The 16,775-nt window shown below is 41.2% G+C and carries 12 protein-coding genes; 8 read left to right on the top strand and 4 right to left on the bottom strand.

Annotated elements, in window-relative coordinates; genetic code table 11:
- Positions 1-44 precede the first annotated feature (44 nt).
- From V7R39_RS07950 to V7R39_RS07935, 4 genes are read right to left on the bottom strand one after another with little or no spacing between them, the layout of a single operon-like run.
- Positions 45-1,742 (bottom strand): TIGR03016 family PEP-CTERM system-associated outer membrane protein, encoded by a 1,698-nt coding sequence (locus V7R39_RS07950; protein ID WP_334029890.1) that lies wholly within the window; start codon positions 1,740-1,742, stop codon positions 45-47.
- Positions 1,696-2,646: an XrtA-associated tyrosine autokinase gene (locus V7R39_RS07945; protein WP_334029889.1), complete on the bottom strand. Its 951-nt coding sequence runs from the start codon at positions 2,644-2,646 to the stop codon at positions 1,696-1,698. The genes V7R39_RS07950 and V7R39_RS07945 overlap by 47 nt, the downstream gene beginning before the upstream one ends.
- Positions 2,646-4,214 (bottom strand): XrtA system polysaccharide chain length determinant, encoded by a 1,569-nt coding sequence (locus tag V7R39_RS07940; RefSeq protein WP_334029887.1) that lies wholly within the window; start codon positions 4,212-4,214, stop codon positions 2,646-2,648. Before V7R39_RS07940 ends, V7R39_RS07945 begins: the two co-directional genes overlap by 1 nt.
- 49 nt (positions 4,215-4,263) lie before the next feature.
- On the bottom strand, positions 4,264-4,896 hold the full coding sequence (locus tag V7R39_RS07935) for an XrtA/PEP-CTERM system exopolysaccharide export protein (protein WP_334029885.1): 633 nt from the start codon (positions 4,894-4,896) through the stop codon (positions 4,264-4,266).
- A gap of 150 nt (positions 4,897-5,046) precedes the next feature.
- Between V7R39_RS07935 and V7R39_RS07930 the strand changes: the two genes are divergently transcribed.
- From V7R39_RS07930 to V7R39_RS07895, 8 genes are all read left to right on the top strand, one after another.
- Positions 5,047-6,459, top strand: coding sequence for a TIGR03013 family XrtA/PEP-CTERM system glycosyltransferase (locus V7R39_RS07930; RefSeq protein WP_287009276.1), 1,413 nt, complete (start codon positions 5,047-5,049; stop codon positions 6,457-6,459).
- A 3-nt stretch (positions 6,460-6,462) separates the two neighbouring features.
- Entirely contained in the window at positions 6,463-7,302 is an 840-nt protein-coding gene (locus tag V7R39_RS07925) for an XrtA system polysaccharide deacetylase (RefSeq protein WP_334029881.1), read from the top strand.
- Positions 7,303-7,338: 36 nt separating this feature from the next.
- A complete protein-coding gene (gene xrtA / locus V7R39_RS07920; protein ID WP_334029879.1) occupies positions 7,339-8,814 on the top strand; it encodes an exosortase A in 1,476 nt (491 codons plus the stop codon).
- A gap of 445 nt (positions 8,815-9,259) precedes the next feature.
- Entirely contained in the window at positions 9,260-11,173 is a 1,914-nt protein-coding gene (locus V7R39_RS07915) for a hypothetical protein (protein WP_334029877.1), read from the top strand.
- Positions 11,166-12,662, top strand: a complete 1,497-nt coding sequence (locus V7R39_RS07910) for an oligosaccharide flippase family protein (RefSeq protein WP_334029875.1) — start codon at positions 11,166-11,168, stop codon at positions 12,660-12,662. Before V7R39_RS07915 ends, V7R39_RS07910 begins: the two co-directional genes overlap by 8 nt.
- On the top strand, positions 12,659-13,879 hold the full coding sequence (locus V7R39_RS07905) for an AGE family epimerase/isomerase (RefSeq protein ID WP_334029874.1): 1,221 nt from the start codon (positions 12,659-12,661) through the stop codon (positions 13,877-13,879). The genes V7R39_RS07910 and V7R39_RS07905 overlap by 4 nt, the downstream gene beginning before the upstream one ends.
- Positions 13,880-13,904: 25 nt before the next feature.
- Complete coding sequence (locus V7R39_RS07900; protein ID WP_334029873.1) at positions 13,905-14,972, top strand: polysaccharide pyruvyl transferase family protein; 1,068 nt, start codon at positions 13,905-13,907, stop codon at positions 14,970-14,972.
- 38 nt (positions 14,973-15,010) lie between these two features.
- Entirely contained in the window at positions 15,011-16,465 is a 1,455-nt protein-coding gene (locus V7R39_RS07895) for an oligosaccharide flippase family protein (RefSeq protein WP_334029872.1), read from the top strand.
- Positions 16,466-16,775 lie beyond the last annotated feature (310 nt).

The raw sequence follows: 16,775 nt of genomic DNA, 5'->3' as shown, positions 1-16,775 counted from the left end.
TTTCGTGTGGCTTCGTACTATCGTATTTGTATAAATAAAACAAATCAATCGAAAGTATAGGTTACGCCAAGTGTTAAGCGTCTATCAGTGAAGTTTGCACCGAAGAAGCCGTTGCCAACGCCACCTCCGCCGTTCAAAAGGTCGCCGCTTCTATCAACATAATTCAAATCTGCGTTCACGGTAAGCGACCTACCGAAGGTTCTCTCTAACCCAAGTGAAGCATTCCAGTTTTCACTGTCTCCACCTTCAAAAGTGTCTGACCGCTGAGTTATCTCTGCGTAGTTAACGCTGGCATTAATATTGGTGTAACTACCTAACTGGTACGCAAGAGTAGAGCCTACAGAATAAGTCCGAGTTAGCCTGTCTTGGTCAATAGCATCGTCTTCAGAGTAACGAAAAGACATACCAACAGTGATTCGTGAAAAGTCATATCCCATCTGAAAGTTACTTGCTTTACGAATAATAATATCGTCATTAAATTCTAAGTTTTGTGTGGTTATCTGAACAAACTGTTCATCTGCGTTTGGCACATAGCTTAAGCTATTGGGCTGGAAACAACTGGCAATAGAGCCGGAATTAGCGGGGCACACAAATACCCCCAAATTTTCTGGGTTTGCAAGCAATCGTGATACGTTAGTAACGTCTTCAGAGTAACCGAAAGCAGTTCGAAAGTACTTTGAGTTATAGTTGATGTTTGCAGAAGCGGTTTCGCCAAAGAAACGTCTACCGTAAGTCGCTGAAATTTGTGTTCGAGCACTTAAAGCCCACTGGGCGTCTAATCCCACAAAGGTTTCGTTGTCATCATCCTCTAAGTCTGAACTTGTGGTGTTAGCTGTTAATGATATGAAGCGGTTTGTGCTTTGACGATAGGTAATACCCGCACCATAAGAGTCAAATTCACGTACTAGGCTGGACGTGTCAGTACGAGCTGATATCTGATTGCCCTCGTGTGTCCCGGTAACCCTCACAGCCCAATTTGGTAGAAAGTGAATATCTGCAAACCCAGAAGCATTGCGTGAAACAAATTCTCCCTGATTAGCTTGTGCCCTATCGGTATTTTGAAAACTGCCGGTAATATTCCATATAAAGTACTTAGCCTGGTCGCCGTTAGTTAGGGTGCCGGAAAGCTGATAAGTGTCGTTGTTCAGCGCAAACCCGTTGTTTAAAGCATTTCGCTCAGAGGCGACGTCAGAATAAGAGGCTTGCCCGGTACCGCGAACCCAATCCCCTTGGGAAATTGTACTAGTAACGCCTATTCTGTTTGAGCGGGTTTTTGCCAGTGCATCGGCATTGGTAAAAAAATCAGAAACCAAAAAATTACCCGCTTGAGCATTTTGATAATTTAGCGCTCCAGAGGCCTGAAAAACGAGCAGCTCATCAAGCGGTGCCCAATTTGCTGAATAGCTGTACTCACCGTAGGTGTCTTCTCGACTTGCATCGTTTTGGTCGCGTTCAAGGTGCGTAAGTTTACCCTGCCACAAACCGTTAAACGTTCGCGATTGATAAGACGCATTTACTGCGGGATTAATTGAAAGCGTTGTAAACGAAAATGTGCCGTTTTCTTGTGAATCAACATCTTGAAATACACTTTCTGCAGACGCTGTTGCCGTTACTTCTAAGTTAGCGCTTGCATGCCCACTGAAAGTCAAGGCTGCCGCAGATGACAAAGCAGCTACAAGTCTATTGGTATGTGTGTTAATTCGTGCGCTCGGCATAATAATATCCATAATATCCGCTTCCATCAGTATCGTTATGTACCGACTTATTAACCACAAACCCTATCGCCATTTCCGGATTAAGCCGCTCGACAGACAATTTAATGTCTGACATTTTAGCTTTTCCTTCTTCAACAACCACTACGGCTTGGCCGGCAAAGTTTGCCAAAATAGCACTCTCGTTTATTCCGATTAGTGGTGGAGTATCAAAAATAACAATTCGGTCTGGATAGCGGTTTGCAAACTCATCTACAGTATCGTGCATTTTTTGACTAGCAAGTAATTCAGTAGACAGGTGGTGTGAGCGACCAGCAGGAATTATCTTAAGCTTATCAATATTGGTGGGATAGAGTACGTCAGCAATGTCTTCTACGTCACCTTTTAAATACTCCATAAGCCCTTGTCTGTTCTCCAGGCCTAATGTTCTAAGCACATTTGGCTTAAGTACATCAGCATCCACTAATAAAACAGTTTTATCTTGCTCAGAAGCAATACTCATAGCCAGGTTTGTAGCAGTAAACGTTTTGCCCTCTGACGGACGGCTACTGGTTACCATAATAATGTTAGGGTTGTGCAGTGTTTTTGATAAGGCTCCAAAAGAGTTCGCTAATAGCTTGCGCTTTATTTCACGGTATTCTTCGTTTATCTGCTTTCGTTCGCCATTTAGCGATATATGACCATTTTTATCCAAACGCTCTAAATCAATGGAGAACCCGTATTGCTCATGCGTTTTTCTCTCTGTTGTTACGATTGTTTCAGAACTTGCCGCTTTCTCTTCAACAGTAATTTCTGCGTTGCCAGTAAGTACACTCTTGGCTTCTGCAGGAAGCTCTTTCGCCACGTTAACTTCTTCAGCGCTCTTCGCACTCTCAAGTTCCGCTGCTTTGGCCTGTTTTTGTTTCTGGAGTGCTTTTTCTATGGTGTTTTTCATTAAACTAGCCCTCCAAATAAGTCAATGTTCATAATTTCTGCCGCCACTAAAATACTGTACATGGCTAAAATTGCACCGCTAGACATTAAGAAAACAATTAACCGCGTTCGGTTACGTTTCTTTATATGTTCTATGTTCAAGTGAGTAACAGTGCCCCAAATAGGGAAGTCTGACACTGTTAGCAATTGTTTAGGCCTTATCAGTATGGGGTTTAGCTGACTTACTAAGAACGCAACTGCAATACCGGCGCCAAAGCCAATTACAAGCACCGCTGTATAGAATATTAAGCGATTTGGGCCTGAGGGGCGCTTAGGTAGCAATGGTGGTTCAATAATTCGAAACTGAAGGTCTTCTGATGAAACATCAGCACGCCTTGAAAGGTCTGCAGATTCTTTACGCGATAGTAACTCTTGATATTTCTGCTGAGTGACGCTGTAGTCTCGGTTAAGCGCTGTAGACTCAGCCTCTATTTGCGGTATTAAGTCTACCTTGCTCTCTAACTCTACAATCTTGCTTTGTAAATCAGACTCTTTAACACGAAGTGAAGCTATTTGGCTTTGAAGTCTGCTAGCTTCAAGCTTAATCTCTCTGTTGAGTTCGGTGAGTGGTTGGCTACCATTTTCATCAGACTGATTTAAAAAGGCATCTATCTCTTGAGCACGAGCTTTTTCTAAGCTTTCTAACAATGCTTTGGTTTCTACAACATCAGGGTGTAAATCGGTAAAACGCAAAGTAAGTCTGTCTAATTCTTCTTCTAAACCTCTAATTCGCTCGTCATAGCGAGTGCGTAGGGCAGGCTCTTCTTGGTTGGTAACCCCAAAGTTATCGGTGCGTTTTGCGCCGCTTATTTGTTCATTTAGCGATGCTGCTTGCTGTTGAGTCTGCTTAATTTGTAATTGAGTCGCTTCAAGTTCGCCATTTAACCCTTGAAGTCTGGAGTAGTAGGTACCAGATAACGGTAAAATGTCGTTGTATTGGCGCTTAAAGTTGGCCAAGCGCTGCTCGGCTTCTGCTAGCCGTGATTCGTATTCTGCAATTTGTTCGTCTAAAAATCTGCCAGCGGTGTCAGTATCTCTTCTACTATTGCCTAAAGAGCCTTCAACAAATAAGTCTAATGTTTCCTGCACAACACGCTGAGCAATGAGAGGCTTTTCATTAGAGAATGAAATGTTATAAATGTTACTTCTGCCGGTAGAAGATAGGTTTATATCTTTAGATAGCGATGTAACAAGGTTTTCGAACTCGGCCTCTGTTGCAGTTGTTATGTCTAAATCACTTTCACGAGCAATTTTTTCAACATTACTTCTACTTAGTAATGTTTTTGCCATCATCTGAATTTCTTGATCGGGGTTGGTTTGTATCGCCAAACCTCGAAGAAGAGGCTGCAATACCGAGCGAGTATCAACAAAAACCTGCGCTTTAGACTGGTATGTGTCGGGTAAAGAGGCGACATAAAAAAAGCCGATAGGACATATCAGCCATGAAAATATAATTACGTAACGCTTTTTTATCCAAACTCCTTTCACATAATCGAGAATTTGGGTAAGCGTTTGTTGTAAATCCTGCATATTGTGTTTTGTTCCGTTAACTACTTATACATTGGCTTTTGATTAAAGTTTAAAACCAAGCTTCTGGTATTATAACGATATCGCCAGGTAACATATCTACGTTTTCAGAAATATCTCCATCTCTGATCAAGTCATCGATATTAATTTCGTAGGTGCGTTGATTGCCATTAATTACACGCACTAATTTAGCATTGTTACCGTTTGCAAACTCGGTTAAACCGCCCACGGCAATCATTAAATCAAGCAGTGTCATGTGTTCGGTGTAGCTGACCGCACTGGGGTTTGTCGCTTCGCCAATAACACGAACTTGTTCGCTCAATGGCCCAGTAAAGTTGTTAACACTTACCGTCACTCTGGGGTTATTAATATATTTGCTAAGTTGCTCTTCAATTTGTCGAGCTAGCATTGTTGGCGTTTTACCCGCTACATCAATATCTTCGACAAGAGAAGTGGTTACTTTACCATCAGGCCTAACAATAAACTGCCCAGATACCTCTGGGTTCCGCCAAACAAAAATGGTTAAAGAGTCGCCGGGGCCAATTAAATACTGGTATGCATTGACGTCTGTGGTTAGTGATGCTCTTGTAGTAGCTTCAGGTAGAACCCCTGTATTGCTACAGCCATATAAGCCAAGTAAAACAAGAGAGATACAACATTTAGATAGCTTTTTAGAACGGAACATAAGAGATCTTCCTACACTCATTATGGTTATTTTGTGCTTTTCACGTTTACCCTACGGGAAACGTCACTATAATGCCAATAACAATTCTAGTCTATTGCAATAAATCCCTTTATGATAGACGAAGTGATGTAGTTTTTTTGGAGGCCAGGGGTGGCAAGTAATAAACGTAATCAAAGTAAACGTTCAAACATTTTAGTGCTATCTGAAGCGTTGCTTATCTCTTACATGGGGTATATTTCTCATTTTATTCTTACGCAAATGGAAATGTCATCGCCCGTCTCCATTGAGAAGCTTATAGTTAATGTTGGCATGTTAACTGTTGCTATACTGCTTTGCTCACTTTCAGTTGGATTGTACGAAGCTAAGTTGCGAGAAACTTTCCGCGGTATTATACGCAGAATATTCGTAAGTGTAGGGTTGAGTTACTTCTTAGTTGAAGTACTAAGCCGTGCATTTTTCGATAACCTTCTTATGGATCCTTATTTTTTACCCGCAGCCGTTAGTGCGATAATAATTACGCTAGTGATATTTCGCTATTTTACAAACCGTTTAGGACTTCTAGGGCTTGGAAAGGCCAGAATTTTAGTTTTAGGTGCAGGCGAGCGAGCGTCAATCATCGAAAAGCGAATGCGCAGAGACGTGGACAGAATAGGCTTCGAACTCGTCGGGTTTGTTCCAATTCCCGGAGATAACCGCGAAGAAGGAATACGAAAAGAAAAGCTCATTCATCTTAAAATAGATGAAAGCTTTCAGCAGTTTATATCAGACAATGAAATTGAAGAGATAGTGATAGCCTGCGATCAGCGTCGTGGCACTTTACCCGTTGAGGTGTTATTCGAGTGCAGGTTGCGAGGTATAGAGGTGACCGAACTGCTAGATTTTATGGAGCGTGAGACTGGCCAAATCGTGGTTAATCTTATGTACCCAAGCTGGGTTATCTATTCGAACGGCTTTCAAACCCAAAACTACCTGCGAGATTCACTCGATTACACATTCAACGCTTTAATAGCTTTCGTAATATTTTTCTTTGTGTGGCCCATTATGTTGTTTACTGCATTGGTAATTTACCTGGACGATGGGCGCAGAACAGGCGTATCAGTATTTTACAAGCAAGAGCGCGTTGGCCTAAACGGTAAGCTTTTCAATATTATAAAATTTCGCAGTATGCGCCCAGACGCGGAAAAAGATGGTGCAAAATGGGCCAGCAAAAATGACACTCGGGTTACGCGCATAGGCAATTTTATTCGTAAATATCGCGTAGACGAGCTGCCTCAGCTTCTCAATGTGTTTAAGGGCGAAATGTCTTTTATTGGCCCCCGTCCAGAGCGCCCACAGTTTGTAGAACAGTTAGTGCGTGAAGTTCCTTATTACAATCAACGCCATAACGTGAAGCCTGGCTTGGCGGGTTGGGCACAGCTCAACTACCCATATGGCGCAAGCGTTGAAGACTCTATGGAGAAACTCAAGTTTGATCTTTACTACGTTAAGCATCAAAGTTTACTTCTTGATATTCTGATCCTGATTAGAACCGTTGAAATTGTCTTGTTTGGGAAGGGTCGTTAAAAAATGAAATTAGATAATCGTTTAAATGCGATGACAGTGGATGTTGAAGACTATTTTCAGGTTTCTGCATTTGAAGGCGTTATACAAAAGAAAGATTGGGACAGCATAAGCTTACGGGTAGGAGACAACACCAATCGACTTCTTGATTTGTTTGCGAAAAATAACGTTAAAAGTACTTTTTTTACCCTTGGTTGGGTCGCGCAGCGTTGTCCAGAGGTAATTAAGCGTATTGTTAATGAGGGACATGAGTTAGCCAGTCATGGTTTGGCGCATCAGCGAGCCACTACAATGTCTGAAGATCAATTTCGTGAAGATGTAAGGCAGAGTAAAGATATTTTAGAAAATATTGGCGGAGTGAAACTGAAAGGTTATAGGGCCCCCAGTTTTTCAATTAACGACTCCAATACATGGGCTTACGATATTTTAAAAGAGTTGGGTTTCACCTACTCATCAAGCACCTACCCAATTAACCACGATTTGTATGGCGTGCCCGAATGGCCGCGATTTAAGTATAAACGGGATAACGGGCTAATTGAAATTCCTATACCCACCATACGGAAAAAAGAGACCAATATCGGAATTGGCGGTGGTGGCTATTTCAGACTTTATCCTTATTGGTTATCGAAACGCCGTATAAATGAGTTCATGAAAACCGAGGAAGCTCCTTATAGCTTTTACTTTCATCCGTGGGAAATAGATGCTCAGCAGCCAAAATTTGAAAATGCACCATGGAAATCAAAAGCCCGCCATTACATCAACTTATCCAAAATGGAAGGCAAGGTAGAAAAGTTGCTCAACGACTTTAATTGGGTAACGATGCGCGAAGCATACGACATTAAATAAGCCTAAATAATAAGAAAACAGGGCAAGGAAATATTCATGAGTAAAAGTGAAGCGCTGAAAGAAAAGAAAAGGGGCTCATTGACCTCGTCGCTTGCTGAAAACAAAGTATTCTTTATATCTGGCTTTACGGTATTCTGCTTATGGTTGGTATTTTGCTGGCAGGGACTTAGCACCGTAGTTGAAATATGGTACGGCAATGAAATATTTAATCATGGCTTCTTTATTGTACCTGGCGCTCTTTACCTTATTTACTTAAAGCGCAAAACTCTATTGGCACAGCCTTTTCAAAGTTCTCCGATTGCCTTTATTGTTATCATTCCCGCACTACTTCTCTACATTATAGGCATAGCTGGGGACATACAGCTGTTTCTTCACACAGCTACTTTTACATTACTACCTGCACTTATTTGGTTATTGATAGGTACAAAAGCCGCGAAAACCATTCTTTTTCCACTGATATTTATGCTGTTCAGTATTCCCGTTGGCGAGCAGCTTATTCCTTATCTTCAAGAAATTGCCGCAGACGGCTCTGTTATTTTGTTACAGTTAACAGGCGTGCCCTTATTCAGAAGTGGTTTGTATATAGAAATACCTCAAGGGCGCTTTTTAGTCGCAGAGGCCTGTTCTGGCGTCAGCTTTTTTATTGCTAGTTTTGTGATAGGGAGTTTGTACGCTTATTTAAACTTGGTATCGGCCAAGCGCAGAGCCACTTTTGTTGCGATATCCTTAATTTTCCCTGTATTGGCGAACATTGTACGCGTATATGGCATTATCTTAATTGCCTATTGGACAGATATGGAGTATGCCGCCGGCGCTGACCATCTTATTTATGGCTGGTTTTTCTTTGCCTTTGTTATAGTGTGTTTACTGGGTATTGGCGAGTTGATGCGTGAGTCTGCTCAACCAGAGATGCAAGACTATTCAGCGCATACAAAACCTTCAATCAATTTTACTATTTTTACAGTTTTATTTGCTTTGTTTATTGTAAGTACGGCTTGGACGATGAATATAGCAAGCGCTAATGAAACAGCAAGTGCACCATCAAAGCCATTACTCTCTGAATTAAAAGGTGAAAGCTGCAGCACTACGTCTTGGCAACCAATTATTGTAAATGCAGATGCAGTAAAAAGTATTTATTTAAGCGGTACACATTGTAGCGTTAAAGTTTATTCTGCATGGTTCAGTGAGCAAGATAATGAGTTAGTGAGCGACTTACATCGCATTTTCGACCCTGAACGCTACTCATTGGCAGAGACACAACAGCTAGTAATAAATGATACTACGTTTACTGTTTATAACGTGGTGTCGGTAAGTGGTGAAAAGCTGAGTGTTGTGAGGTGGTATGAAGTAGATGATTTGTTGTTTACCAGTGCCATAAAAACCAAAGTACATCAATTGAAAAATGTGCTTTTGGGAAATGCCAGTGGCGGAAGAATGTTCGTGCTTGCCGCAGAGGGGCACTATACCGGAGAGTTAGAGAGAGCAATAACAGTTGTTGTTAATGGGTTTTGAATGATGCTATCAAACATAATAATGCTAGCTCAGTTTAGGAGTTAAACTCGTCATGACTAACGCCATATCATATGGGCGCAATATGATAAGCCTAATATTTGCGTTGTTATTATCAGCATTCTTGGTTTATGGAATAGCTACTTTTCCTGCATATCAAATAGCATTGATAGTTTCAGTTGTGATGTACTTGTTTGCGTTAAGGCTATTTCCGTTTCTTTGGTTATATGTTCTCTTATTCATAACGATAGCAGTTAACTTAGCCCCTTGGACTGGCCGATACATCGCAGACGAACTTGATTTTTTTGTTGCCGCTACGGGCATTTACTTTTTACTAATTAATAAAAAGCGCCAAAAAAATACTCGCCACTTTTACATTGCTAGTGGTGTGGTATTCCTCTGCTTATTTACATCTTTTGATTTGAGTTGGTTAAGTGCGTTTAGCCCGATGCACTCAAACTTTTATGTTACCCCGTTAAATGGGTTGGTTATTTTTAAAGGCTTGCTTTGGGCATTACTGCTGTCGTGGGTTTTTTATCAACAAAAAGCAGATGAGCCCGAAAGAGCATTAAAGCATTTGTTACTGGCCGCTATGCTGGGTGGTTTTGTAATGTTTGTGGTTATTATGTGGGAAAAACAAGTGCTTGGAACGCTTTTTTCTGGCGCAGACATTTACACCAAGGTTAATACCTTCTTCAACCTAAGCTCAGCTTATCGTACTACAGGCATTATAAGTGGTATGCATACTGGTGGTGAGAGTATCGACGGCATGTATCTGATTTTGCTGCCACTAACACTCGGCGCTTGTTTTTACTTTAAAAATAATGTCGCTCGATTTACCGCAATCGGCGCCGTGGTGGGTGTAATGTATGGTGTGTTAATGGGTTTTACCCGTGCAACTTACGCTGCTAGTTTTATTGCTATTGCCGTGCTTTGCGTTATGTACTTTTTGCAAAAATGGCGCAGTGCTGCTGTATCGGAAACAGGCGGCAACGCTTCTAGGCCATCTGCTAATAATTTATCTTTAGCGATGGTGTTTGGCAACGTAACTAGCTACGCGTTGCTTTTCTACGCTGTATATCAGTTGCATAAATTCAGCGGTTACTATGCCGAGCTCTCTGCCGGATTTCTATACGCACTCACTCTCCTCTTAAGTACACAGCGCCGTATAAACACTCTTATTACGTTGCCTATTTTAATATTAGCCTATCTAGGTTTTACTTATCTTAATCTCGATAGTTTTCAAAACAGTCAGTGGGTAGATAAAGGTACTGTGTCAGACCCATCACTGTATTTTGGTATTGCTTTACCATTGTTAGCTTTTGTTGGTGTGTTTATGTTTAACCGCAAACGGGAAGCAGACTTAGCGCGAATTGGAATGGAAACTACTGTTTTATTACTTGTTAGTGTATTACTCGCAGCGGCTTTCTCAGGTGCTCGAATTAACATACGTGCTGAAACCAGCACAAGCGATTTAAATACTCGTCTTGAGCACTGGCAAGGCATAATCGACAGTGGCAGGTGGAATACCTCTGATATTCTATTCGGGCATGGCTTAGGTACCATGCCGACAAATTACGCGTTATCAGGTGCCGGCGAGCTAGACAAAATAGGTACATTCGAGTTTAACAAACAGCAAGAAACGTTAACAATAATTCCCGGTTCAGATCTGCTGTTCTCACAACGGCTGAGTTTAGATAATCAAGGCGCCTATCTGTTTGAAATAGCATACAAGGCAACTGAAGAAGTAAGAGTGGCAGTAGCGCTGTGTAGGCGTAACATGATTATTTTTGAGTTTTGGGCCGGTGGATGTGGAAATACTGTCAGACAGAGCTTACCTGTGACAATCGAAGGGCAGAGTAAAACCTACTTGATGGGACTTACTGCAACGCCAGATAGCCTGTTTGCTCTCCCCGCCGCGCTCACCATTAAAGCGACCGTAGGTAAGATGCCACTGATTGTGGAGTCGATAACGCTTACCGACGCCTATGGACAGCAGTTACTCCACAATCCATCATTCGACAATGGCAGCGACTTCTGGTTTTTTTACTACGACTTTGAGCATTTGGTTTGGCATGTTAAAAACATTTATCTTAGTTTTGCTTATCAGTTTGGTGTACTTGGCGTGTTGCTAATCGCTGCATTAATTGTGTCTGCCTACTTTACCTTCTATCGCAACAACCAGTTGTTCAGTTTACCTTCGGCCGTGTTTAGCGCTTTTTTAGCCAGTCAGTTTGCCTTTGGCTTGTTTGGCGATCCAACCGATTCGGCGCGAACGGGAATGTGGTTCTTCTTTATGCTGTTTTGTGCAATGGCACCCGTAGTGCCATTGAACGGACGGGAAAGCCAGGCCAATGTCTGATGCCAATCGCGTAGTCAACAGCGCATTTTTTTCAGTTGCTGCTAAGTTACTGGGCAAAACGCTTGGCTTAATCAGTATATTCATCGTTGCGCGCATACTTACACCTGAAGACTTCGGTTTCATAGCCATTGTAAGCATGATCTTGTACTTGTTTGATATTCTTTCGCATGCAGCGAGTGAGCAGTACATCATCCAAAAAAACACCGTTACGTATTTGGATGTACACACGGCATGGTCGCTAAACTTGTTGCTAAAAGTCATTATTGCGCTCGGTATTGTTGTTAGCGCGCCCTTTATTGCGGGCTTTTTTGATGCGGTTCATTTAACTGATGCCATTAGGGTGAGTGCAGTGATTCTGCCACTACAGGCCTTAAAAACCCATAAACTCATGCTGCTAAAACGGCAGTTGCGCTTTAAACCACTTTTTTGGCTCTCGTTATTGGAAAGATTGTTTGCGTTGCCGGTATTAATTTTACTTGCGATTGTTTTAGGTAATTACTGGGCATTTTTAGCCACCGATTTGCTGGTTGCATTATTCGGCTTGGTATTGTCGTTTATTATATTAAAAGGCAAACCGCACTTTACGCTTAAACATATAAAACTGCAGTGGGCGTTTTCCCAGTGGATGTTGGGAAAGCATTTGTTAGGTTATGCGCGCTCACAAATCGACACCTTTATTGTAGCTAAAACGTTTAATGCCAGTTTGCTGGGTAATTACCATATGGCTCGCGATCTGGCCATGATGCCAGCCCATTATTTGCTAAACCCGGCTATTGAGCCGTTACTCGCCGTTTTTAAAAATGACAGAGATAACCAAGCAGAGTTGCTTAATAATGTCGCGTTTTCGTTATTGGTAGTGTTTGCTATCAGCATTCCTTTACTTACTGCCCTAGCGTTTTACGCAAAGCCAATTGTGTATGTGTTACTTGGCGAGAACTGGCGTATTGCCGCTGAGCTTTTGCCCGTGCTGTCTATCCTGTTTTTTTACTGGTGCATTGTTCAGGTACTGGATGCCGCCCTAATTGCGATGGGTAAGGTACAGTTTTTGTTTACGTTCGATTTGTTGTCTCTCGTCACTGTCGGGCTAGCGCTTGCGTGGGCGGTTTCTCATGAATATAGCCTACTTCAATTGGCTTGGGCGCGATCTGTTACAGGGCTGGCAACGGCGTTGATATTGCTTGTTTGGCTATTTGCAGGGCATTGGCGCTTGTTAATGCCTATAGTGTTACTTTGCGCTCTGATAGCAGGGTTTAGCGGTGCCGCTATGGCGCCTGCCTGGATACTGGCAAGTGAGCCGTTTCCAAACGCACATGTGACGCTTAGTCATTATATTCAATCGGCCACCGAGTTGATTATGTTCGGTTTGGTGTACGCTCTATTGTTTGCCTTACTCCTTATTGTTAGCAAGCAGTATCATTTGGTTAGGCTAAAACAATTGGTTTTACAGCATTTGCCCACAAGCTGGCATAGGACAAGTACAATACAATGATACAAAGATTACTCATACTTCCAATACTATGTCTACTTAGCATGGCACTCGTTGGCTGTGGTGATGCAAACAAGAAAACAGGGCTAATTCTTAGCTCTGAGTTGGCCAAATCTCAGATGTTAGAGTTAATCGACCCCAGGCTTAACTGGGCAGAGAAAAACAGCAACTTTATGGTTCAAACCTTTGATGCCAATTGGCAGGTCGTCCCTACCGAGTCGGTTGAGTCTTACAGTCAGGCAAGGCAGGTATACCTGTTTGCTAAGGGATACGATGTAACACAAGAGAATCGTTACCTAAATGCAATGGTTGAGAGTGCTGATGTAATGCTTATAACCATGTTTGATGACACAAAAGTGCTGTGGCATTCAAGTATTAATCGATACAATACTGACAAACGCTACGGACCAAAAGAGTATAGTACATCTTTTGCTATTTTCGCGATGGCGCATGCCTATCGGGTTTCGAAGGATAAGCGCTATTTAGAAGCTGCACTTAAAACCTGGATGCTTGGTGACGTATCTGTCGGGTTAACGCTTGCTAGAGAGGCACAGCAAGCCAACTTAACCCCTACTTTTACCAATACGTGGTCAATCAACCCACTTATGCATTTATTCGAGGCATTGCTTGTGTTGTATGATGTAACGCAAAGTCCAAGTGTATGGCAGGATATTGAATTTATAGCTCAGTTTATAGAAGACGAGTTAATTCAGAAGCAAGGTTTTTTAGCGGAAAACTACGTTAATGTTAACGTGCCATTAACTATTAGCGAAGGCGGCTATGTTGAGTTGGGCCACCAGGTTGAATGGGCTTATTTACTGCATTCAGCGATAGATAAAGGTCTGGATAGCCATTTTAGAAACGTAGCAGAACGTCTGTATGATTATGCAATGAAAACAGGTTGGGACGACCAATCAGGCAGCTTGGCTGCGAGAAGTGATTATGACGGTAACCTTATTGTTACTGCGCCGGTGTGGTGGGCGCAGGCCGAGCTGATGCGCTTAACCGCTTACTCAGTCAACAAAAATGAGGATTTAGACTACAGCGTTCGCATCTTCTCAAAAAGTATGGCTTTTGTGGTAAATGAGTATGTGGACCAGTTTAATGGAGGCTGGCTAAGTGAGCGTCAAAGCAAACGCTCGCGGATACAGTTAAACAAGGTTATCGGATATCATACTGTTGGTATGTATGACAACAAAGTTAAAATACAGAGCTTATAAAAAGTTCCTTTCCAAGGATGTACTAGTGAAAAAAATTGTTTCGTGGATTTATCATAACTTATTACCACTATCGTTAAAAAAGGTAATGGTAGGAACCATACTAAGATTGCATGACCATCCCAGTCTGCAATTCAAGGAAAGGCTTATTAAAGCAGCAAGAAACGGGGACTATAAGAAAGTAGATAAAATCATTCATTCAGATTACTTTTTTTGCAAAAATACTTTAGAAAAGAGTAAAAGCATAGAGTTAGCAGAATCATTTCTCTGCTATATCGATACAGGTAAGGAAGACGTAAATAAGATTATCAAGCTTGCATGGTGGACGGAACCCGAGCCAGGCAATATGGGAGATTGGTTATCTCCATATGTACTTAGCAAAATTGGAAAAATGAGAATTTCTTTTGTAGATATGCAGTCTCAACTAGATGCTCCTCATTTTTTTTGTATAGGGTCAATTGGGAAGTTTACCCAGTGCAAATCTATAGTGCTCGGAACAGGGATCTCGTCGATGGATGCTACTCTCGCTCAAGATGCAAAATATGTCTTTGTTCGAGGACCTAAAACTAGAGAGAGGGTAATTGCTTCTGGTGGCAACTGCCCAAAACGATACGGTGATCCTGCTTGCGTTATGCCTTTACTTTATCAACCAGTTAAAAAAGTAATAAATAACAAAAAATTATTACTTGTTAGGCACTTTACCCATCGAAATTTAACGTTACAACTACCTGATAGTTGTGATGAGACTTCTATTTTAATGAGCTCACCTGTGAAAATTGAGGCCTTTATTGATAAGCTTCATGAATATGAATGCGTAATTACGTCTGCTATGCATTGTTTTATTCTATGTCAAGCTTATGGAATACCATGTTCTATGGTTACCTTTACAGGGGCTGGAGAAACAGTGCATGGAGATGGAGTTAAATACAGCGATTATATGCTCGGCATGGATCTACCTATTGTTGAAGTGCATATGCTTCCAACTGATTTAAAGGACTATGACTTTAGCAATATAGTAACTAACCATAGGATTTCGAAAGAAAAAATGACCGAAGTTTATTCGATGATTGAAAATGAGTTATCAATCAGTGAGTAAAACTGAAAAAACAATTGTTAACCTAGTGAGAAAAGAATTTGATTAGCGTTAAAAAGGCACTGGTTCATTCAATCTTGGGGGGCTATGTTACAGCAGTATTGAGTTTAGTTGTTGTAATTGCAACTGCAAGATTGCTTAGTCCAGAAGAGGTTGGGGTTTTCGCTATAGCAGGTTCACTTATGATAATTGCCGAGAACCTTAAGAACTTTGGTGTTGGGCCTTATGTTATTCGAAAAAAAGAACTTAGCCCTGAAGACATAAGAAGCGCCTTGGGTATAAGTATAATCATATCATGGGGTCTTGGTTTTTTAATGTGCCTATTGTCGGAACCTGCTTCTGCATGGTTTGAAAATGCTGATCTAAGACAATTAGTATTGTTGTTATCTATAGGGTTCTTTTTTAGCCCATATATATCCGTTTCTAGTGCATTCCTCCAAAGAAACTTAGGGTATAAAACAATAGCTATAATTGAGTTTGTCGCAGGATTATCACAGATTCTCTCTCTGTTTATTTTTATACAGTTTGATTTTAGCTATTTCGCGATAGCGTTAGCAATGATTACAAATAGCTTAACGCAATTTGCTGGTCACTTGCTTGTCAATTATAAAAATGTCTCGCTGATTCCTAGATTTTCAAACCTTAGATTGATGGGGCGATTTGGTTTTTTCATTACATTCATTAACTTGTTTACTAGGCTCAACCTTATTGTTCCCGACTTGATTATAGGAAAGCTTGGGACGCCAACAATGGTTGCACTTTTTTCAAGAGCAATTGGTATTTTAGATTTTGCGCAAGTAACCCTTGTTAAAGGTATAGCGGGCTTGTCGTTGCCATATCTTTCGAGGGTGAATAGAGAGAATGGAGATATTGTGGGGGCCTATACTAAAGCCTCTGAATTAACATCCTCTATTCTTCTACCCTTTATGGCTTTGGTTTTTGTTCTAAGTGATGAAGTGATTTTGTTTTTCTTCGGCAATCAATGGGTTGAAAGCGCTCCAATAATTGAAGTTCTCGCTGTTTGGGCTACTGTAAAAAGCTTCCACTCGCTTTCAAACAGCATATTTATTTCTAAAGGAAAAGAAACCATAGCATTTTACATTGCAATGGGTGTTACGGTCGTTCTTTCTTTACTTGTGTTTTTTCTATTTGAACACGGCCTTGAGGCGATTGCTTTGGCATTCGTATTTGCAAATATTCTAAGAATTATATTAGTTAGTTACTACGCAAAAAAACTTTTCGGGATAATACCTCTACAATTTGCGAAATACCACGCTAAATGTGTCAGCTGTGGGGCTATTTGCATGCTTAGTGCACTTTTTGCAAAGGAAGGTGTTTACATGCTGACTAACAACAATTTCATAATCCTTATATTTACTAGTGCTGTTAGTCTAGCTGCATGGCTAATAGCTGCATACCTCCTAAAGCTGCAATTATTAAAGGAAATAGGTGTTGAAAAGATAGCAGAAAGGTTCAAAAAGAAAAAGATTGTATGAAATATGTTGATAATCTTGTTATAGGCAGTTCATGAGCCTTATAATCTGTAGTCTAAAATTTTCATTGTATTGCGCCGGTTACCAAAACCACGATAATGGCGTAGTTTGCTCAGCGGTGGGGTATGGTTCGTTGGTTTTTTCCCCCGAATTCAGATAATAAGTGCACCACTCTTGGTTAAATGGTGAGAAGAGATAAACTGCCTGTTGGTGGTACTCTTTAACAGCTTTATTGCCAACGCATCCCATTTTTTAACCATTGTAGCCAGTTTGAGTTGCTTGAGCATGAGTGATAATGAGGCCGTTGCGTTAT

Source organism: Alteromonas sp. P256 (genome assembly GCF_036864455.1).
Lineage (GTDB): Bacteria > Pseudomonadota > Gammaproteobacteria > Enterobacterales > Alteromonadaceae > Alteromonas.
Note: the sequence above shows the minus strand (reverse complement) of the source record. Positions and strands in the feature narration are given on the sequence as shown.

What these genes read in the sequence shown, in the direction of transcription:
- V7R39_RS07935 (WP_334029885.1), bottom strand. Translation starts at nt 4,896, where the DNA reads ATGTTCCGTTCTAAAAAGCTATCTAAATGTTGTATCTCTCTTGTTTTA.
- V7R39_RS07910 (WP_334029875.1), top strand. Translation starts at nt 11,166, where the DNA reads ATGTCTGATGCCAATCGCGTAGTCAACAGCGCATTTTTTTCAGTTGCT.
- V7R39_RS07905 (WP_334029874.1), top strand. Translation starts at nt 12,659, where the DNA reads ATGATACAAAGATTACTCATACTTCCAATACTATGTCTACTTAGCATG.
- xrtA (WP_334029879.1), top strand. Translation starts at nt 7,339, where the DNA reads ATGAGTAAAAGTGAAGCGCTGAAAGAAAAGAAAAGGGGCTCATTGACC.
- V7R39_RS07940 (WP_334029887.1), bottom strand. Translation starts at nt 4,214, where the DNA reads ATGCAGGATTTACAACAAACGCTTACCCAAATTCTCGATTATGTGAAA.
- V7R39_RS07925 (WP_334029881.1), top strand. Translation starts at nt 6,463, where the DNA reads ATGAAATTAGATAATCGTTTAAATGCGATGACAGTGGATGTTGAAGAC.
- V7R39_RS07950 (WP_334029890.1), bottom strand. Translation starts at nt 1,742, where the DNA reads ATGGAAGCGGATATTATGGATATTATTATGCCGAGCGCACGAATTAAC.
- V7R39_RS07915 (WP_334029877.1), top strand. Translation starts at nt 9,260, where the DNA reads ATGCACTCAAACTTTTATGTTACCCCGTTAAATGGGTTGGTTATTTTT.
- V7R39_RS07945 (WP_334029889.1), bottom strand. Translation starts at nt 2,646, where the DNA reads ATGAAAAACACCATAGAAAAAGCACTCCAGAAACAAAAACAGGCCAAA.